Raw genomic sequence first — 19180 nt, 5'->3', positions numbered from 1 at the left:
AACAGCGCCGTGCACGGGCGCAGGGGAGAGCGGATGGGCTTCTGGCAGCGGACCCGCGCACTGCGCTGGTGGATCATCGCGATCGTGATGCTCGGCACGATCATCAACTATCTGGTACGCCAGACGCTGGGTGTGGTCGTCGCCACCGAGGCCTTCCAGTCCGACGTGCCGATGACCAAGGAACAGTACAGCTGGGTGACCGGTGTGTTCCAGGCGTTCATCATGCTCCAGCCGGTGGTGGGCTATATCCTCGACCGGATCGGGCTGCGCACCGGCATGGCGATCTTCGCGATGGCCTGGGGTCTCATCACCTTCGCGCACGGATGGGTGGCGAGCTGGCAGGGACTGGCGGCGCTGCGTGCCGGACTCGGCTTCGCCGAGGGCACGTCGCACACGGCTGGGCTCAAGGTCGTCTCGGAGTGGTTTCCGGCCAAGGAGCGCGGGCTTGCCGGCGGGATCTACAACCTCGGCGCCTCGGCCGGCATCGCGATCGCCGGGCCGCTGGTGGCGATCGCGATCGCCTGGTGGAACTGGCGCGCAGCCTTTTATGCCGCCGGCGTGCTGGCGCTGCTCTGGGTGGTGCTGTGGCTGCTCTGGTACCGCACGCCCGAGACGCATGGCGCCATCTCGGAAGAGGAGCGCATGCTGATCCGCTCCGGGCAGGAAGCGCATGTCCAGGCGTCCGAAGATCCCCGGCCGCCGGTGCTGTCGCTGCTCGGGCGCCGCAACTTCTGGGGCATTGCCCTGCCGCGCTTCCTCGCCGACCCGACCTGGGCGACGCTGACCTTCTGGCTGCCGCTGTACCTGAGCGAGGTCCGCGGCTTCGCGCTGGGCGAACTGGCGATCGCAGTGGTGCTGCCTTTCGTCGCCGCCGACATCGGCTGCCTGGCCGGCCCGGCGCTAGTGCTGTGGCTCGAACGGCGCGGCGTGGCGCTGATCGACGCGCGGCGCTGGACCTTCACCTTCGGCGCGCTGCTGATGACGAGCATGATCTTCGTCGGGCGCGTGCCGAGCGCGACCGCGGCGGTGGCGCTGCTCAGCGTCGGCGCCTTCGCGCACCAGGCGCTGTCGGTGACCGTGATAACCATGGCGAGCGACCTGTTCCGCAAGAACGAAGTCGGCACCGTCGCGGGCATGGCAGGCGCGATGGCGAATCTGGGCGTGCTGATCTTCACGCTGCTGATCGGCGCGCTCGTGGCCCGGATCGGCTATACGCCCTTCTTCGTCGCGCTGGGCGTGCTCGACCTGATCGCCGCGGCGCTGCTGTGGATCCTGGTGCGCAAGCCCGGCGAACACCAGGGGCGCGAGAGCGGCTGGATCCCTATCCTGCTGGGGGGGATCCTGTCGGGCGGGCTGACGCTCTTCTATGCGAGCGGGCTCGCACCGACCGAGTGCAGCTTCTTCACGGCCTTCAGCGCCTGCGAGGTGCCGATCGCTATGCGCGGCATCTGGGGCTTCGGCGTCGCACTCGCGCTGCTCGGCATCGTCATCGAAATCCGTGCCCGGAGGTACCGGCCCCAATGATCCGCAACCCGATCCTGCCCGGCTTCAACCCCGACCCGTCGATCTGCCGGGTCGGCGACGATTATTATATCGTGACCTCGACCTTCGAATGGTTTCCGGGCGTGCAGATCCACCATTCGCGCGACCTCGCGAACTGGCGGCTGGTTTCGCGCCCGCTGGTCCGGCCGAGCCAGCTCGACATGCGCGGCGATCCGGACAGCTGCGGCGTCTGGGCGCCCGACCTCACGCATGACGGCGAGCGATTCTGGCTGATCTACACCGATGTGAAGCGCTATGGCCGCACCACGGTGGGCGGCGCGTCGGGGGCGAGCCTGCGCGACTTCCACAATTACCTCGTCACCGCCGAGACGCTGCGTGACTGGTCGGACCCGGTGCACGTCAATTCGAGCGGCTTCGACCCCTCGCTCTTCCACGACGACGATGGGCGCAAATATGTGCTCAACCAGCTGTGGGATCACCGCCCGGGCCGCAACCGCTTCGCCGGCATCGTGCTGCAGGAATATTCGCCCTCCGAGGGGCGGCTGGTCGGCGAACGCCACAATATCTTCCCGGGAACGGCGCTGGGCCTGACCGAGGCGCCGCACCTCTACAAGCGCGACGGCTGGTACTATCTGCTCACCGCCGAGGGCGGCACGGGCTGGAACCACGCCGTCACCATGGCGCGTTCGCGGAACCTGCTCGGACCGTACGAGCTGCACCCCGACACCTATATCCTGAGTTCGCGCACGCGGCCCGACGCGCCGCTGATGCGCGCGGGCCATGCCGATCTGGTCGAGACGCCCGACGGGCAGACCTGGATCACCTATCTGTGCGGGCGGCCGCTCCCCAACCGCGGGCGCTGCGTGCTGGGCCGCGAGACCGCGATCCAGCCGATGCGCTGGGGCGACGACGGCTGGCTCTATACCGAGGACGGCAGCGGGATGCCGGTGATCGAGACAGAGGGGCTCGCGGTGCCGGCCTCGCCCCCGCGCGAGACCGCGGTCCGCTATGAGTTCGATTCGCCCGCGCTGCCGATGGACCTGCAATGGCTGCGCACGCCCGATCCGGCGCCGATCTTCAGCCTGAGCGCGCGGCCGGGGCATCTGCGCCTCCACGGCCGCGAGACGATCGGCAGCCTGTTCACCCAGGCGCTGGTCGCGCGCCGGCAGCAGGATTTCTGCTATTCGGCGGCCTGCGCGATGGAATTCGAGCCCGAGCATTTCCAGCAGGCCGCGGGGCTGGTCGCCTATTACAACAGCTCGAAATTCCATTACCTCCACGTCAGCCATGACGAGGAAACCGGCCGGCACATCCGCGTGATGTCGGCGCTGCCCGATTCACCTCAGGCCGATGCGTTCACGGCGCCTATCCCGATTCCCGAAGGCCGGATCGAGCTGCGCGTCGAAGTGGATTACGAGCGGCTGCGCTTCGCCTTCCGCCTTGAGGGGCAGGCGGACTGGACCTGGCTGCCCGAGCAGTTCGACGCGAGCATCCTCTCCGACGAGGCGAGCGCGCCGGGTCTGCCCAATTTCACCGGCGCCTTCGTCGGCATGGCGTGCCAGGACATGGCCGGCACGGGCCGCGCGGCGGACTTCGACTGGTTCGACTATCGTGAGCGGGAATTCGCCGCGGACGTCGAGACGCTCACGCGTTGACGTCGTCGTCGCGGCGTGAAAGCAGCGCGTCGAGCCAGCTGCGTCGCGCATTGGACTGCGGCTCGGGGCCGGACTCGGGATCGCCTTCGGCATCGGTAGGGAAGCCGGCGTCGCTGAGCCGGCCGGTCAACTTGGCCTCGAGCGCGGCGACCAGATCCTGCTGGCCGCGGAAAGCCCGCTCCATCTTGGAGCGCGGCAGCGGCACGAGGAACTCGCAGCCGTGGCGATTGCCGTCCCGCCAGACCACCTTGGCCTCGCGCGCGCCGGCGCCCGACAGGCCCACCGAGACGAGCGTGCCTGCGGGAAATTCGATGTCCGAGAGGAACAGGAAGCCGGTGCGCGAAAAATTGTCGATGACGACGTCGACTGGGCGTCCGTCGCCGCCGCGCAGCGTCGTGCGGCTGTCGACCGCGAACCGGATCGAGCCGCGTTCGTCGACCTCCCCCAACACTTCGAGCCTTGCGACCAACACCTGCACGACCTCCCCCGAACGCTACGCCTACTCTACGGGTCAGATCGTTTACGGATCGATAACGTTCGTCCCGCTGAACGCACGGGATGGCGTCCCCGTCGCCCCTAGGGGAGTTAAAAACTGTAATGCGGGCCCGGGTCGCGGCTTCAGACCGAGACCGCCCGTGCGGCGCGCCCTTCCTCGCCGAACACGCGCAGGTAGCGCGCGATCTCGGCCGGATCGCCGGTCGCCTTGGCCGGATTGTCCGAGAGCTTGACCGCCGGCCGGCCGTTCGCCTCGACCACCTTGGCGACCAATGAGATCGGGTCGAGCGCCGAACCGCCCTCGGGATCGCAGCCGCGGAAGTCGTTGGTCAGGTTGGTGCCCCAGCCGAAGCTGAGCCGCACGCGCCCGTGGAAGTGGCGATAGACCGCCTCGATCGATTCCACGTCCATGCCGTCCGAGAAGATCAGCAGCTTCTCGCGGGGGTCCTGCCCATGGGCGCGCCACCACTCCAGGATCGCCTCGCCGGTCTCGATCGGCGGCGCGCTGTCGGGCCGGAAGCCGGTCCAGCCCGCCACCCAATCGGGCGCGTCGCGCAGGAAGGCGGCGGTTCCGAAGGCGTCGGGCAGCACGACGAGCAGATTGCCGCCATAGTGACGCTGCCAGTCCTCGAGCACGCGATAGGGCGCGCGGCGCAGCTCGGCCTCGCTGCCGGCCAGCGCGGCGAGAACCATCGGCAGCTCGTGCGCATTGGTGCCGATCGCCTCGAGGTCGGCATCCATCGCGAGCAGCACGTTGGAGGTGCCGATGAAGCGTTCCCCCAGCCCTTCCTTCAGCGCCTCGACGCACCAGCGCTGCCAGAGGAAGCCGTGGCGCCGCCGCGTGCCGAAGTCGGAGAGCACGAGGTCGGGGAGCTGCTGCAGCCGCTCGATCTTCTCCCACAGCCGGGCCTTGGCGCGGGCATAGAGGACGTCGAGCGCGAAGCGGCCGCGACCGCGCAGCGCGGCGCGGGCACGCAATTCGTTGACGATCGCGAGCGCGGGGATTTCCCACATCGTAGTCTCGGTCCAGGGCCCCTCGAAGCGCAGCTCATATTGGCCGTCGACCGCGCGCAGCTCATATTCCGGCAACCGGAAGTCGGCGAGCCAGGCGATGAAGTCCGGCGCGAACATCCGCTGCTGGCCGTAGAAGCTGTTGCCCGCGAGCCAGATCAGCTCCTTTTTCGAGAAGCGCAACGTGCGCGCATGGTCGAGTTGCGCACGGAGCTCGCCCTCGTCGATCACGTCGGCCAGCCGCACCGTGGTGCTGCGGTTGATGAGCTGAAAGGTGGCGCGGACGTCCGGATAGAGGTGCCGGATCATCTGGAGCATCAGCAGCTTGTAGAAATCGGTGTCGAGCAGGCTGCGCACGATCGGATCGAGCCGCCAATTATGGTTGTAGGTGCGGGTTGCGATATCGGTGACGGCCATGGCTTTCTCCCAACGCCCGTGGGCGTCTTGCGTTGACTTATGGCAGCTTTGCTACCATATGCGCGGCCAGCGAGGCGTACAGCAGCGTGATCGGACGAGCTTCGTCCCGGCTCCGCCTCGGTTGATTCACGGCTTCCCTAGTCACGCGGGTCGTCATTTTTGACCCCGCCTTCGCGCCCGGATTCCATTCCGGCGCGCTGGCCGTATGCACAAGGTTTTCCAATGCAATTCAAAGAACTCGGCCTCTCCGAGACCGTCCTGTCCGCGCTTGCCGCCAAGGGCTATACCGAGGCTACCCCGATCCAGGCCCAGTCGATCCCGGCGCTGCTCGAAGGGCGCGACCTGCTCGGCATCGCCCAGACCGGCACCGGCAAGACCGCTGCCTTCATGCTTCCCTCGATCGACCGGCTGGTGAAGTCCGGCCGCCGCGCCCAGCCGCGCGGCACGCGGATGCTGGTGCTCGCCCCCACCCGCGAGCTCGCCGCGCAGATCGCCGAGAGCGCGCGCAACTATTCGGCCGGCACCGGCCTGCGCATCGCCACCATCTTCGGCGGCACTTCGATCCACAAGAACAAGACCGACCTCGCGCGCGGCGTCGACATCCTCGTCGCCACTCCGGGCCGCCTCGTCGACCTGCTCGACCAATGCTATGCTATCCTGCTCGGGATCGAGATCCTGGTGCTCGACGAAGCCGACCAGATGCTCGACCTGGGCTTCATCCATGCGCTCAAGCGCATCGTCCGCGAGCTTCCGGCCAAGCGCCAGTCGCTGTTCTTCTCGGCGACCATGCCCAAGAGCATCCGCGAGCTGGCCAGCCAGTTCATCCATGAGCCGGTGGAAGTGAAGGTGACTCCGGTCGCCACCACTGCCGAGCGCGTCGAGCAGTACGTCACCTATGTGAACCAGCAGGAGAAGCAGGCGCTGCTGACGATGAAGCTCAAGGAGCTCGACATCGATCGTGCGCTGGTCTTCACCCGCACCAAGCATGGCGCCGACCGCGTCGTTCGCCTGCTCGCGGGCAATGGCATCGCCTCGAACGCGATCCACGGCAACAAGAGCCAGCCGCAGCGCGAGCGCGCGCTGGGCGAGTTCCGCGCCGGCAAGGTCAAGATCCTGGTGGCGACGGACATCGCGGCGCGCGGCATCGACGTGTCGGGCGTGAGCCATGTCTTCAACTTCGAGCTGCCCAACGTCCCCGAGCAATACGTCCACCGCATCGGCCGCACCGCGCGTGCGGGCAATGACGGCATCGCGCTCAGCTTCTGCGCCGATGACGAGCGGCCGTACCTGCGCGACATCGAGCGGCTGACTCGCCAGAAGCTCACCGTCGCGCCGCTGCCCGAGGATTTCCTCGCCGAGGCGGCGAAGCTGACCAAGTCGCGCGTCGCCGTCCAGCCGAGCCGCTCCGAGCAGGCCGGCCGCCAGGGCCGCGAGATGCAGCGCGACGGCCGTCGTCCGGGCCAGCCGCAGCGGCAGCGTCGCGAAGGCGGCGGCGAAGGTCGCCCGCGCGACGATCGTCCGCGGGGCGAGCAGCCGCGCCGCCACGAAGGTCCGCGCCCCGAGGCAGCGGCGGGCGAGCCCCGCCCGCGCCGCTTCGACGCGCCGCAGGGCGAAGGCCGTGGCGACGCGCCGCGCAACTATGCCCGGCCCAAGCGCAAGTGGCAGGCCAAGCCGGCCGGCGGCGGCCAGCGCCGCCAGGGCCGCTAACGCCCGGAAAGATAGTCGCCCACGGCGTCGAACAGCGCCTGCCGGCGGTCCTCGAGGAGCATCCGGTGGGCGCCGCCCGCCAGCGTGACGACGTGCGCCCCGCCGGGCACGCCGCTCAGCCGGCGAGTCAGCCAGGCGATGTCGGCGTCGCGCGCGAGCGGGTCCCAGGCGCCGCGGACGATCAGCGTCGGCGCGCGCACCACCGCCGGATCATAGGGAAAGCGCCCCGACCAGGCCTGGGCGAAATCGGCGTCGGGGCCGCTCGGCACCGCGACGCTCGGCGGGCTGCGATCCGCACTGTCCGGATCGGTGGCGAGATAGGCGGCCACCCAGCGCTCGAACTCCGCTCGCGCGAACGGCGGGTCCTGCTCCGCCGGCACGCCGGCCTGGAAGCTGCGCCACTGATCGTCGCTGCCGACGAGGCGCGTTCCGCTCGACGGCACGCCGCCGCCGCCGGCACTTCGCTCGGCGATCGGCCCGAACAGCACCAGCCGCTCGACAAGGTCGGGCCGCGCGCCCGCGAACATTCCCGCGGGGATCGTCCCCCAACTGTGCGCTATCACAGCCAGCCGCGCCGTGCCGCGCGTGGCGAGCACATGCAGCGCGACGCGCTCGATCTGCTCCGCCGCGGCTTCCGCGTCGCCGCAGGGCGTCGCGCCCTGCATTCCGGCGGGACGGTCCGACCCGCCATAGCCGGCGAAATCGAACGCCCAGACGTCGAAGCCGCGTTCGTGGAGATCGTCCATCCACGACCGCCCATCGATCCGCCAACCGACCGACAGCGCCGAGGGGAAAGTCGCGCCATGTACGTAGAGCACGGGTGCGCCGGGGCCCTGCAGACGGCGGACGAGGAGCCCGGGGATGGGTCCCCGCGCGGGCAGCCGGGTCACTTCGTTCTCTTCGAGCATCGCTATCTCCGATCGGTGAAGCCGCCCATGCGGCCGATCGGAGGTGCGATGCTTCGGTGTCCGCCGAACCTTGTACTCCCATCCCCGCTAGCAGGGGGGGAACAGCTTGGCCTACCCCTTGCGCCGCCGGGCGCGCTCCTGCGCGTCCTCGCGGCCGGCGATCAGCCGGGCGGCGCGGTCGGCGCCGTCATTGCCTTCGGTCGCGCCGGTACGCGCCGAATCCCGGTAGAGCGCGAGCGCGCGGTCATAGTCGCCGCGCTGCTCGGCGCAGAGACCGAGGTTGAACAGCAGCGAGGGATGCTGCGCGGCGACGCCACCCTGCATCGACTCCCAGCCCGCGCAGGCACCGCGCGGATCGCGCTTGGAAAGCTTGACCAGGTCCTTGAACTGGCCGGCGGCCTCCTTGGGCATGCCCTTGCTGCTCTCGCGCACGCGGATGCGATAGGTGTCGACGTGCGGCACGATGTCGGCGCGCACCGAGCCGGCGATGTCGCGGATCGCGGCGTCGATCACTTCCTCGGTCGTGTGCGCAGGCGCGCCACCCGGGCACCAGCTCACTTCCTCGCGGAAGGGCTTGGGCACCGAATAGAGGATCCGCCCGTCGGCACTGCGCACGATGCGGACGTCGGCGTTGACCGTGATGATGCGGCGCCGGCACTGGACCTCGACCTCGGCCTCCTTGGTGCACTTGCCCTTGTCGTCCTTGGTGACGCACTGCTTCTGATTCTGCTTGAACGGGCGTTCGTCGACGCCGGTCGAGACGCTGCCGTTGATCGCGCCCTCGGCGGTGTCGCGCCCGGCCCGACCGCCGAGCAAATCGAAGGGCATCCGCCCCTCCGGCCCCGCCATCGAAAGCGCGCGCTCGATCGCGATCTGCAGCGTCGGCCCGTCCTGGCCGCCGAAGCGGTCGACGACGATCGAGCGCAGGAAGCTCGCCTCGCGGCTCACTGCCGGGAATTCGCCCGTCACTTCGAGAACCTCGGCGCGCGCGCAGCCGATCGCAGTCGCCGCGGCAGCAGCCACGAGCAGCATCCGAATGCCTGTCATCTTCCCCCCTCGGGCGGCGTCCTAGCCGCCGTTCGCCCTGAACAGCGCCAGGGTCCGCTCGCGCGCCAGCCGGGCGCTTTCCGCGTCGAAATCGCTGCGCTGGTCGCAATTGAACCCGTGGCCCGCCTCATAGACGAACACCTGGAGGTTCGGATGTCCAGCGGCGATCACGCGTTCGACGTCCCCGATCGGGATGCCGTGATCGTGCCGGCCGAAATGGAGGATCGTCGGGCATTTGGGCGATTCGTCCGCCGCCGCGGGGATCAGCGCGCCGTAATAGCCCGATGCCGCGGCAAGCCCTTCGAGCCGGCACGCGGCGAACCACACGATCGACCCGCCGTAGCAATAGCCGGTGATGAACACCGGCCCCTTGTCCTTCAGCGCGTCGATGCAGCTCTGGGTGTCGGCAAGGCTGAGCGCGATCGGGTGGAGATCGCGCGCGAGGCGGCGGCCGGCCTCGATGCCGGCGGCGTCATAGCCGGTCTCGAACCCCGGATGCTCGCGATCGAACAGCGCCGGCGCGAGCACTTCATAGCCCTGCGCGGCATAGTCCTCGCACACCGAGCGGATGTGCCCGTTGATCCCGAATATCTCCTGGATCACCACCAGCCCGCCGCGGCGTTCGCCCTGCGCCGGAACATGATAGACTTGGATTTCGGCGCCGTCGGACATCTTCATGGAGGTGAATTGACCGGTCATCGCGCATTTCTCCCTCGGCTGAGTCGCACGCGCGGCCCATAGCATCGGACTCGGGTTGAATCCCCCGGACACCGATGCTAACGCGCCGCCACCCATCGGGGGTGCCTCTCGGCGCCCCCCTTATGTGCATGGGGCCAATTCCGATCCTTCCAAGAGGAAAAGCATCGCGTGGAGAATTCCGGCGGTATCCAGGCCAGCCTAAGCGGACGCTACGCAACCGCCCTGTTCGAGCTCGCGCGCGATTCGAAGGCGCTTCCCCAGGTCGAGGCAAGCCTCGCCACGGTGCGCCAGGCGCTTGACGAATCGAGCGATTTCCGCGCGCTGACGACCAGCCCGTTGATCGGGCGCGATGCGGCGGCCAGGGCCGTCGCCGCAACCGCCGCCGCACTCAAGGTCGATGCGACCACCGCGAACTTCCTGGGCGTGCTCGCGCACAACCGGCGCCTGGGCCAGCTTCCCGCGATCATCAAGGCATTCCGCGGCCTCGCTGCGCAGCATCGCGGCGAGACGACCGCCGAAGTGACCTCGGCGCATCCGCTCGACGCGGCGCAGGTCGATGCGCTCAAGCAGCAGCTTCGCACGCGGCTCGGCCGCGACGTCAACGTCGACCTCTCGGTCGATCCCACGCTCCTCGGCGGGCTGGTCGTGAAGATCGGCAGCCAGATGATCGATTCGTCGATCAAGACCCGACTGAACTCCCTCGCGCAGGCGATGAAAGGCTGAAAATGGATATCCGCGCCGCAGAAATCTCCAAGGTCATCAAGGACCAGATCGCCAATTTCGGCACCGAGGCCCAGGTCAGCGAGACCGGCCAGGTTCTGAGCGTCGGTGACGGCATCGCGCGCGTCCACGGCCTCGACAACGTCCAGGCGGGCGAGATGGTCGAGTTCGCCAACGGCGTGCAGGGCATGGCGCTCAACCTCGAGGCCGACAATGTCGGTATCGTGATCTTCGGCTCGGACGCCGAGATCCGCGAGGGCGACACCGTCAAGCGCACCGGAACCATCGTCGACGTCCCCGTCGGCAAGGGCCTGCTCGGCCGCGTGGTCGACGGCCTCGGCAACCCGATCGACGGCAAGGGCCCGATCGTCGCCGAGCAGCGCAGCCGCGTCGAGGTCAAGGCGCCCGGCATCATCCCGCGCAAGTCGGTGCACGAGCCGATGCAGACCGGCCTCAAGGCGATCGACGCGCTCGTCCCCGTCGGCCGCGGCCAGCGCGAGCTGATCATCGGCGACCGCCAGACCGGCAAGTCGGCCGTCGCGATCGACACCTTCATCAACCAGAAGACCGTCAACGCGGGCTCGGACGAAGGCAAGAAGCTCTACTGCGTCTATGTCGCCGTCGGCCAGAAGCGCTCGACCGTCGCGCAGCTCGTTCGCACGCTCGAAGAGAATGGCGCGATGGAATATTCCATCGTCGTCGCCGCGACCGCTTCGGACCCCGCACCGCTCCAGTTCCTCGCGCCCTACACCGGCTGCGCGATGGGCGAGTATTTCCGCGACAACGGCATGCACGCGCTGATCGTCTATGACGATCTGTCGAAGCAGGCGGTCGCCTATCGCCAGATGTCGCTGCTGCTCCGCCGTCCGCCGGGCCGCGAAGCCTATCCGGGCGACGTGTTCTACCTGCACAGCCGCCTGCTCGAGCGCGCCGCCAAGCTCAACGACGCCAACGGCAACGGCTCGCTGACCGCGCTGCCGATCATCGAGACTCAGGCGGGCGACGTGTCGGCCTACATTCCGACCAACGTGATCTCGATCACCGACGGCCAGATCTTCCTCGAGACCGACCTGTTCTTCGCGGGCATCCGCCCGGCGATCAACGTCGGCCTGTCGGTGTCGCGCGTCGGCTCTTCGGCGCAGACCAAGGCGATGAAGAAGGTCGCCGGTAGCATCAAGCTCGAGCTCGCCCAGTATCGCGAGATGGCCGCGTTCGCGCAGTTCGGCTCGGACCTCGACGCCTCGACGCAGAAGCTGCTCAACCGCGGCGCGCGCCTGACCGAGCTGCTCAAGCAGCCGCAGTTCAACCCGATGCCGTTCGAGGAGCAGGTCGTCTCGATCTTCGCCGGCACCCAGGGCTATCTCGACAACGTCCCGACGCAGGACGTGGTGCGCTACGAGGCGGCGATGCTCACCGAGCTGCGCACCAGCCACGCCGACATCCTCGCCGCGATCCGCGACACCAAGGATCTGGGCGACGAGACCAAGGCGAAGCTCAAGGACGCGCTCGACGCGTTCGGCAAGACGTTCGCCTGAGGACTAACTAGCGCTCCTGCGAAAGCAGGAGCCCAGAGTCGCAAACGACTCGCTCGAATACCCTGGGCCCCTGCCTTCGCAGGGGCACGAGAAGGAAGAAAGCGTTGGCCTCTCTTAAGGCACTCAAAGTCCGGATCAACTCGGTCAAGTCGACCCAGAAGATCACCAAGGCGATGAAGATGGTCGCCGCCGCCAAGCTGCGCCGCGCGCAGGAAGCGGCGGAGGCCGGCCGTCCCTATGCGCAGCGCCTCGAGAGCGTGGTCGCCAGCCTCGCGTCGAAGGTGACGATCAACGAGACTTCGCCCAAGCTGCTCGCCGGCTCGGGCAAGGACCAGGTCCATCTGCTCGTCGTCGCGACCTCGGACCGCGGCCTGGCCGGTGCGTTCAACACCAACATCGCCCGCCTCGCCCGTCGCCGCGCGCAGGAGCTGGTGGCCGAGGGCAAGACGGTCAAGTTCTACACGATCGGCCGCAAGGGCCGCGCGGTGCTGGCCCGCGCCTTCCCGAAGGACATCGTCCACTCGATCGAGCCGGGTGACCTCGGCAAGCTCGGCTTCGCCGAACCGCGCGCCTGGGCCGACGACCTGATCGCCCGCTTCGAGGCGGGCGAGTTCGACGTTGCGCACCTCTTCTACTCGCACTTCAAGTCGGTCCTGACCCAGGAGCCGACCGAGCAGCAGATCATCCCCGTGGCGATTCCCGCGGCCACCGAAGGCGCCGAGGCCGGCGCGGTGGTCGAGTATGAGCCCGACGAGGAGCAGATCCTCGCCGACCTGCTGCCGCGCAACGTTGCGATCCAGATCTACCGCGCGATGCGCGAGAATGCGGCGTCGGAGCAGGGCTCGAAGATGACTGCGATGGACAATGCCACGCGCAACGCGGGCGACCTCATCAAGCGCCTGTCGATCCAGTACAACCGCGCCCGCCAGGCCGCGATCACCACCGAACTGGTGGAAATCATTTCGGGCGCCGAAGCGCTCTAAGACAGATCAGAAGCAAGGAAGCAGACGATGGCAACCGCCGCTGACAAGACCAGCCCCGCCACGGGCACCAACAATGTAGGCCGCATCTCGCAGGTGATCGGCGCGGTCGTGGACGTCGCGTTCGACGGCGCGCTGCCGGCGATCCTTTCGGCGCTGGAGACCGACAACAACGGCAACCGCCTGGTTCTCGAAGTCGCGCAGCACCTGGGCGAGAACACCGTCCGCACGATCGCGATGGACTCGACAGAGGGTCTGACCCGCGGTCAGACCGTGACCGACACCGGCGCGCAGATCTCGGTCCCCGTCGGCCCGGCGACGCTCGGCCGCATCCTCAACGTAGTGGGCGAGCCGATCGACGAGCGCGGGCCCGTCAACACCGACCTCAAGTCGCCGATCCACGCCAAGGCTCCCGAGTTCGTCGACCAGTCGACCGAGAGCGCGATCCTCGTCACCGGCATCAAGGTCATCGACCTGCTCGCGCCCTATGCGAAGGGCGGCAAGATCGGCCTGTTCGGCGGCGCCGGCGTGGGCAAGACCGTGCTCATCCAGGAACTGATCAACAACATCGCCAAGGGCCATGGCGGCACCTCGGTGTTCGCCGGCGTGGGCGAGCGCACCCGTGAGGGCAACGACCTCTATCACGAGTTCCTCGACGCGGGCGTCATCGCCAAGGACGCCGACGGCAATGCCGTCTCGGAGGGTTCGAAGGTCGCGCTGGTCTATGGCCAGATGAACGAGCCGCCGGGCGCCCGCGCCCGCGTCGCGCTCTCGGGCCTGACGATCGCCGAATATTTCCGCGACGTCGAAGGCCAGGACGTGCTGTTCTTCGTCGACAACATCTTCCGCTTCACCCAGGCGGGCGCCGAAGTGTCGGCGCTGCTCGGCCGCATTCCTTCGGCCGTGGGCTATCAGCCGACCCTGTCGACCGACATGGGCGCGCTGCAGGAGCGCATCACCTCGACCAACAAGGGCTCGATCACTTCGGTGCAGGCCGTGTACGTCCCCGCGGACGACTTGACCGACCCGGCGCCGGCGACCTCGTTCGCCCACCTCGACGCGACGACCGTGCTCAACCGCGCGATCTCCGAGCTCGGCATCTACCCGGCGGTGGACCCGCTCGACTCGACCAGCCGCGTGCTCGAGCCGCGCATCGTCGGCCAGGAGCATTACGAGACCGCGCGCGCCGTCCAGTCGATCCTGCAGAAGTACAAGTCGCTGCAGGACATCATCGCGATCCTGGGCATGGACGAGCTTTCGGAAGAGGATAAGCTGACCGTCTCGCGCGCCCGCAAGATCCAGCGCTTCCTCAGCCAGCCGTTCCACGTCGCCGAAGTCTTCACCGGCATCCCCGGCGCGTTCGTGCAGCTCGAGGACACGATCAAGTCGTTCAAGGCCGTGGTGAACGGCGAGTACGACCACCTGCCGGAGAGCGCCTTCTACATGGTCGGCGGCATCGACCAGGCGGTCGAGAAGGCCAAGAAGCTCGCCGGCGAGGCGTAATCTGCCTTAAGCCCCTCCCCTTCAGGGGAGGGGTTTGGGGTGGTGGACTCTCCATGAGCCGCTCCGCCCGCGATTACTGCCCACCCCAACCCCTCCCCTGAAGGGGAGGGGCTTAGGAACAGAAAAATGCTCCACTTCGAACTCGTCACGCCTGAAAAGCTCCTCCGCTCGGAGGAAGTGCACATGGTCGTCGTTCCCGGCACCGAGGGCGACTTCGGCGTGCTCGAAGGCCACGCGCCCTTCATGTCGACGATCCGCGACGGCAACCTCGAGATCTACAAGTCGGGCGGCTCGGCTCCCGAGACGATCCGCATCGAGGGCGGCTTCGCGGAAGTGAACGAAAAGGGCCTGACGGTCCTCGCCGAAAAGGCGGGCTGAGATCCACGGGCCGAAAGGCCCGTCCGAGCACAACCCAAAATAACGTCATCCCCGCGAAAGCGGGGACCCAGAGCCACGAGCTGCGTTGCTTGCGAACCCTGGGTCCCCGCCTCCGCGGGGATGACATTTTTGGCTCTCGCGCAAATCAGGCCGGTATCTCGTCCTTCAGTTCCTCGAACTGCTCGCCCATCTCCTTGCGCTCGGACATCTCGAAGGTCTCGCGCACGTCGGAGAAGATCGCGTCCTCCTCCTCCTTGATGTGGTGCTCGAGGATTTCCTTCATCACCTTGGCCTCGGCCTGCCATTCGGGCGATAGCGGGTCGGCGCCTTCCTTCAGCTTGGCGAGCAGCGTGTCGGCGAGCATATGCTCGGTATAGCCCTCATAGCCGTCCTGCTGGACCTCCTCGTCCGACTGGCCGACGAGCTTTTCATAGACCACCTTCTCCTCGGCGCGGGCGTGCTTCTTGAGCAGCGCGGCGAATTCCTCGAACGCGGACGTGATCTCGTCCGCCTCCTCGCTGCTCGTGATCGTGCGCAGGAGCTTCTTGAGCTCCATATGGTCGGTATGCAGCGCCTTGGTGATCTCCATCGACACTCTCCTTTGGAATGATTGCAGGCGCTCAACGAAGCGACCGCGCGCGGGTTGCCGAGCCGGGCATCATGGTGGCGTGGTTAGGCAATTCTAAAGCCTTGGCGCGCTACTCCTCGGGCCGAGACACCGGGGATTGCAGAGCATTCGATGAGCGCTTTCGGACGACGCAACGGATTGGGTGGTGCAACGGGCGGACGTCCGGCGTTCGGTGTCGCGCGGCCGATGCACGGCTCCTCGCCCAGTGCGCGCCAGCCCGATCCCGTTCCGCTCGGCGGCGAGCAGTTCCCGCCGCTCAACGCCGTGCCGCTGCCCGGCGGCGGCGCGTTCCCCGAGGGTGACACCGCCGCGAGCGGCCCCAACAGCGACGCGATGCAGCGCCTGGCCGACCGTCAGGCGGCGACCGGCGAGCAGGGCAATTCGCGCGTCGAGGGATTCGAGGCCTCGATCCACCGCATCAAGGAACAGGTCCTCCCCCGCCTGCTCGAGCGCGTCGATCCCGAGGCGGCCGCGACGCTGAGCAAGGACGAGCTCGCCGAGGAATTCCGCCCGATCATCGGCGAAGTGCTCGCCGAGCTGAAGCTCACGCTCAACCGCCGCGAGCAGTTCGCGCTCGAAAAGGTGCTGGTCGACGAACTGCTCGGCCTCGGGCCGCTCGAGGAGCTGCTGTCGGATCCGGCGGTCAGCGACATCATGGTCAACGGCCCCGAGCAGACCTTCGTCGAACGCAAGGGCAAGCTCGAGCTCGCCAACATCCAGTTCCGCGACGAGGAGCATCTGTTCCAGATCGCCCAGCGCATCTGCAACTCGGTCGGTCGCCGCGTCGACCAGACCACGCCGCTCGCCGACGCCCGTTTGAAGGACGGCAGCCGCGTCAATGTGATCGTGCCGCCGCTGAGCTTGCGCGGCACCGCCATCTCGATCCGTAAATTCTCGGCCAAGCCGATCACGCTCGACATGATGGCGAGCGGCGGATCGATGAGCCAGAAGATGGCCACCGCGCTCAAGATCGCGGGCGCGAGCCGCTTCAACATCGTGATCTCGGGCGGTACCGGCTCGGGTAAGACGACGATGCTCAACGCCCTGTCGAAGATGATCGACCCGGGCGAGCGCGTGCTCACGATCGAGGACGCGGCCGAGCTTCGCCTGCAGCAGCCGCACTGGCTGCCGCTCGAAACGCGCCCGCCGAACCTCGAGGGTCAGGGCGAGATCACCATCCGCGACCTCGTCAAGAACGCGCTGCGTATGCGCCCGGATCGCATCATCCTCGGCGAGATTCGCGGCAGCGAGTGTTTCGACATGCTCGCCGCCATGAACACCGGTCACGACGGCTCGATGTGCACGCTCCACTCCAACTCTCCGCGCGAGGCGCTCGCCCGTATGGAGAACATGGTGATGATGTCGGACATCAAGGTGCCCAAGGAAGCGATCTCGCGCCAGATCGCCGACTCGGTCGACCTGATCATCCAGGTGAAGCGCCTGCGCGACGGTTCGCGCCGCGTGACCAACGTCACCGAGGTTATCGGCATGGAAGGCCCGGTGATCGTGACCCAGGAGCTGTTCAAGTTCGAGTATCTCGACGAGAGCGCCGACGGCAAGATCATCGGCGAGTATCGCTCGATGGGCCTGCGCCCCTATACGCTGGAGAAGGCCAAGCAGTTCGGCTTCGACCAGGCGCTGCTCGAGGCGTGCCTCTGAGATCGGCTCGGCGTTCGCCGTCGGCGGACAAGAAGCCTGCCCTTGGGTCCGGTTCCGCGCTTTCGCGGAGATGACGAAGGCGAAACGACGGCCTAACCCTGCCGATGATGTTACCGCTGCCCCTCGCGCTCGCGATCGTCCAACCGCAGGCCGCGCCCCCAGCCGCCATCACGCTCGCGCCTGACACCGAGACACGCTGGGTGGGGTTCGAGCTCACGCCGACCAACCAGATCCGCTTCACGGTCGACGTGAACGGGCGCCCTGCCCGCGCCATTCTCGACACCGGACTCAGCGACACGGTGGCGACGCCGCGCTTCGCCGCCGAGGCGGGGCTGCAGCCAGATGCCCGCGAGCCCGCCACCGCCATCGGCGGATCGGTGGAAGTGGCCTGGGCGCGGGTATCGAGCATCGCGTTCGGCGGGCTCGAGCGGCGCGGCGGGCGGCTCGGCATCTCGACCGCGCTAGGGCAGGAGCGATTCGGCACCGATCTCTATGTGGGCGCCGACGTGCTCGGCTGCTGCGCGCTCGACATCGACTATGACAACCGCCGATTCCGCATCCTGCCGAGCGGCCGGCTGCCCTTTTCGGGCGCCACTGCGCCGCTCGACCGCATGCCGCGATCGGGCATCTATGTCTCCCAAGTGAAGCTGGCGGGTACGCGGCTGCACCCCATGGTGGTCGACACCGGCGACGGCGCGGCGATCACGCTCAGCCGCGCGGCGTGGCGATCGACTCGCGCCGAGGGCAGGGTCACCACTACGCTGGGATGGGGCATGGGCGGCGCGGTCGTCACCGACACGGTCGTGGTCTCCTCGCTATCGATCGCGGGGATGGCGCCCCGCGAAACCGAAGTGCGCATCGAGCCCGCGGACGGCTTTTCGGCGAGCATTGGCACCGCGGGGCGGATCGGGACGGGACTGATGCTGCGCTACCGCGTGCTGCTCGACCCCAATGCGAAGCGCATGGTGCTCCGTGCCGGCAAGGCAGCCGACGAGGCGGTGGTGCGATCGACCAGCGGGCTGCTGCTCGACTATACCGGAAAGGCGCTCCGCGTGCTCCACGTCATGCGCGGCTCGCCCGCCGAACAGGGAGGCTGGCGCGCGGGCGAGACGATCTGCGCGGCGGACGGCGTTTCGGTGGCCGACCAGGTCCGCGCCAGCGGCACGGTCGACTGGGCGGTGGGACCGCCGGGCCGTACCGTCCGCCTCACTTTGTGCGGCGGCGGTGATCGGACGCTGACGCTGCGAAGCTTCTACTGAGGAAAGTTGAGCGCGAGGCTGCCGAGCACGACTGCGGCGACCAGCGCGACCATCTGGACCGTCGTCCAGGGCACCAGCCCGACATCGTCCAGTTTACGCCGCCGGCGCCGGCGGCGCTCACCCAGCCCGCTGATCGCCGCAACCAGCAAAGCGGCTACCGCACCGCACAACAATTGTTGTTGCATCGTTCCGAAAAACTCCCACATGGGCCCATAGGCATCCGGACGAGGAAAGGCCATGCGCCAGTCGCTCACGATCGTCGCCGTCGCCACCATGGTGATCGCCATTGCCAGCGTTGCCGCGCGCGAGCCGCGCACGCAGCGGCAGACGCTCGCCCAGGCCGTGGCCGCGCCGACTCGCACGCCCGCCAATCTGGCGCGCGACAAATATCGCCACCCGCTCGACACGCTAAGCTTCTTCGGAGTCTCGCCCGGCGACACGGTGGTCGAGATCTGGCCGGGCGGCGGCTGGTACACCGAGATCCTCGCTCCCCTGACCAGGGCGAAGGGTACGCTCTACGCCGCCGGCCCCTGGCCCGATGGACTCAAGGGCGTGCAGGGGCTGCAGGCGAAGGACGCCACCACCTATGGCGCGGTGAAGCTCGCCGCCTTCCCCTGGTCCGATGGCCAGCCCAAGGTCCCCGACGGCACCGCCGATGTGGTGCTCACCTTCCGCAACGTCCACAATTGGCGGATGGGCTATCAGCGCGGCGGGCAGGACTATGCCGCCGAGGCGTTCCGCCAGATGTACGCGATGCTCAAGCCCGGCGGCACGCTGGGCGTCGTCGACCACCGGCTGCCCGAGTCGGCGAGCGAGGAGCGTGAGAAGAACAGCGGCTACATCAAGGTCTCGACCGTGCGCCGCCTCGCCGAGCAGGCGGGCTTCCGCGACGCCGGCGCGTCCGAGGTCAATGCCAACCCGCGCGACACCGCCGACTGGCCCGACGGCGTCTGGACGCTGCCCCCCAGCTATCGGCTCAAGGACATCGACCGCGCCAAATACGAGGCGATCGGGGAAAGCGATCGGATGACGCTCAAGTTCAAAAAGCCGGGCTGAGCAAAATCCGGATGCTGCAG

18 protein-coding genes are annotated in these 19180 nt (G+C 68.0%); 11 read left to right on the top strand and 7 right to left on the bottom strand.

Annotation, left to right across the window (positions count from 1 at the left end; translation table 11 throughout):
* Nucleotides 1-33: 33 nt before the first annotated feature.
* Together J7500_RS17190 and J7500_RS17185 are read left to right on the top strand one after the other, a co-directional pair.
* Nucleotides 34-1524 carry an MFS transporter gene (locus J7500_RS17190; RefSeq protein WP_294063240.1) on the top strand — a complete coding sequence of 497 codons (1491 nt, stop codon included), beginning with the start codon at nt 34-36 and terminating at the stop codon, nt 1522-1524.
* Nucleotides 1521-3158: a glycoside hydrolase family 43 protein gene (locus tag J7500_RS17185; protein ID WP_294063238.1), complete on the top strand. Its 1638-nt coding sequence runs from the start codon at nt 1521-1523 to the stop codon at nt 3156-3158. Before J7500_RS17190 ends, J7500_RS17185 begins: the two co-directional genes overlap by 4 nt.
* Here J7500_RS17185 and J7500_RS17180 read toward each other — a convergent pair.
* Together J7500_RS17180 and pncB are read right to left on the bottom strand one after the other, a co-directional pair.
* Nucleotides 3148-3636, bottom strand: a complete 489-nt coding sequence (locus J7500_RS17180) for a PilZ domain-containing protein (RefSeq protein WP_294063236.1) — start codon at nt 3634-3636, stop codon at nt 3148-3150. The genes J7500_RS17185 and J7500_RS17180 overlap by 11 nt on opposite strands.
* A gap of 140 nt (nt 3637-3776) precedes the next feature.
* Complete coding sequence (gene pncB, locus J7500_RS17175) at nt 3777-5081, bottom strand: nicotinate phosphoribosyltransferase (RefSeq protein ID WP_294063235.1); 1305 nt, start codon at nt 5079-5081, stop codon at nt 3777-3779.
* A 222-nt stretch (nt 5082-5303) separates the two neighbouring features.
* On the opposite strand from pncB, the gene J7500_RS17170 reads away from it, so the two are divergent.
* Complete coding sequence (locus tag J7500_RS17170; RefSeq protein ID WP_294063233.1) at nt 5304-6788, top strand: DEAD/DEAH box helicase; 1485 nt, start codon at nt 5304-5306, stop codon at nt 6786-6788.
* On the opposite strand, the gene J7500_RS17165 is transcribed toward J7500_RS17170, so the two are convergent.
* The 3 genes from J7500_RS17165 to J7500_RS17155 form a co-directional block, all read right to left on the bottom strand.
* The gene (locus J7500_RS17165) at nt 6785-7696 is read right to left on the bottom strand and encodes an alpha/beta hydrolase (RefSeq protein ID WP_294063231.1); all 912 of its coding nucleotides are present in this window, start codon (nt 7694-7696) and stop codon (nt 6785-6787) included. The two genes, J7500_RS17170 and J7500_RS17165, sit on opposite strands and share 4 nt — an antisense overlap.
* 111 nt (nt 7697-7807) lie before the next feature.
* Entirely contained in the window at nt 7808-8743 is a 936-nt protein-coding gene (locus J7500_RS17160; RefSeq protein ID WP_294063229.1) for a tetratricopeptide repeat protein, read from the bottom strand.
* Between the two features lie 21 nt (nt 8744-8764).
* The gene (locus J7500_RS17155) at nt 8765-9442 is read right to left on the bottom strand and encodes a dienelactone hydrolase family protein (RefSeq protein ID WP_294063227.1); all 678 of its coding nucleotides are present in this window, start codon (nt 9440-9442) and stop codon (nt 8765-8767) included.
* A 168-nt stretch (nt 9443-9610) separates the two neighbouring features.
* Between J7500_RS17155 and J7500_RS17150 the strand changes: the two genes are divergently transcribed.
* The 5 genes from J7500_RS17150 to J7500_RS17130 all read left to right on the top strand — a co-directional run bounded on the left by J7500_RS17150 (nt 9611) and on the right by J7500_RS17130 (nt 14558).
* Nucleotides 9611-10165 (top strand): F0F1 ATP synthase subunit delta, encoded by a 555-nt coding sequence (locus J7500_RS17150; protein WP_294063226.1) that lies wholly within the window; start codon nt 9611-9613, stop codon nt 10163-10165.
* 2 nt (nt 10166-10167) lie between these two features.
* Nucleotides 10168-11697 carry a F0F1 ATP synthase subunit alpha gene (atpA, locus tag J7500_RS17145; RefSeq protein WP_294063224.1) on the top strand — a complete coding sequence of 510 codons (1530 nt, stop codon included), beginning with the start codon at nt 10168-10170 and terminating at the stop codon, nt 11695-11697.
* Nucleotides 11698-11801: 104 nt separating this feature from the next.
* Nucleotides 11802-12680, top strand: coding sequence for a F0F1 ATP synthase subunit gamma (locus tag J7500_RS17140; protein WP_294063222.1), 879 nt, complete (start codon nt 11802-11804; stop codon nt 12678-12680).
* Between the two features lie 27 nt (nt 12681-12707).
* Entirely contained in the window at nt 12708-14180 is a 1473-nt protein-coding gene (gene atpD, locus J7500_RS17135; RefSeq protein ID WP_294063220.1) for a F0F1 ATP synthase subunit beta, read from the top strand.
* Nucleotides 14181-14306: 126 nt separating this feature from the next.
* Nucleotides 14307-14558, top strand: a complete 252-nt coding sequence (locus J7500_RS17130) for an ATP synthase F1 subunit epsilon (RefSeq protein ID WP_294063218.1) — start codon at nt 14307-14309, stop codon at nt 14556-14558.
* 145 nt (nt 14559-14703) lie between these two features.
* Here J7500_RS17130 and J7500_RS17125 read toward each other — a convergent pair whose 3' ends face one another.
* Nucleotides 14704-15147 (bottom strand): hemerythrin domain-containing protein, encoded by a 444-nt coding sequence (locus J7500_RS17125; protein ID WP_294063217.1) that lies wholly within the window; start codon nt 15145-15147, stop codon nt 14704-14706.
* 150 nt (nt 15148-15297) lie between these two features.
* Between J7500_RS17125 and J7500_RS17120 the strand changes: the two genes are divergently transcribed.
* Together J7500_RS17120 and J7500_RS17115 are read left to right on the top strand one after the other, a co-directional pair.
* Nucleotides 15298-16845 (top strand): CpaF family protein, encoded by a 1548-nt coding sequence (locus tag J7500_RS17120; RefSeq protein ID WP_294063215.1) that lies wholly within the window; start codon nt 15298-15300, stop codon nt 16843-16845.
* A 104-nt stretch (nt 16846-16949) separates the two neighbouring features.
* Nucleotides 16950-18104 (top strand): aspartyl protease family protein, encoded by a 1155-nt coding sequence (locus J7500_RS17115; RefSeq protein ID WP_294063214.1) that lies wholly within the window; start codon nt 16950-16952, stop codon nt 18102-18104.
* Here the strand turns inward: J7500_RS17115 and J7500_RS17110 are convergent.
* Nucleotides 18098-18358: a hypothetical protein gene (locus tag J7500_RS17110; RefSeq protein WP_294063213.1), complete on the bottom strand. Its 261-nt coding sequence runs from the start codon at nt 18356-18358 to the stop codon at nt 18098-18100. The genes J7500_RS17115 and J7500_RS17110 overlap by 7 nt on opposite strands.
* Before the next feature lie 19 nt (nt 18359-18377).
* Here J7500_RS17110 and J7500_RS17105 point away from each other — a divergent pair, with 19 nt between their 5' ends.
* A complete protein-coding gene (locus J7500_RS17105) occupies nt 18378-19160 on the top strand; it encodes a methyltransferase (protein ID WP_294063332.1) in 783 nt (260 codons plus the stop codon).
* The last annotated feature ends 20 nt before the right edge of the window (nt 19161-19180 follow it).

This window comes from Sphingomonas sp. (assembly GCF_017744835.1).
Classification (GTDB): Bacteria; Pseudomonadota; Alphaproteobacteria; order Sphingomonadales; family Sphingomonadaceae; genus Sphingomonas.
Note: the sequence above shows the minus strand (reverse complement) of the source record. Positions and strands in the feature narration are given on the sequence as shown.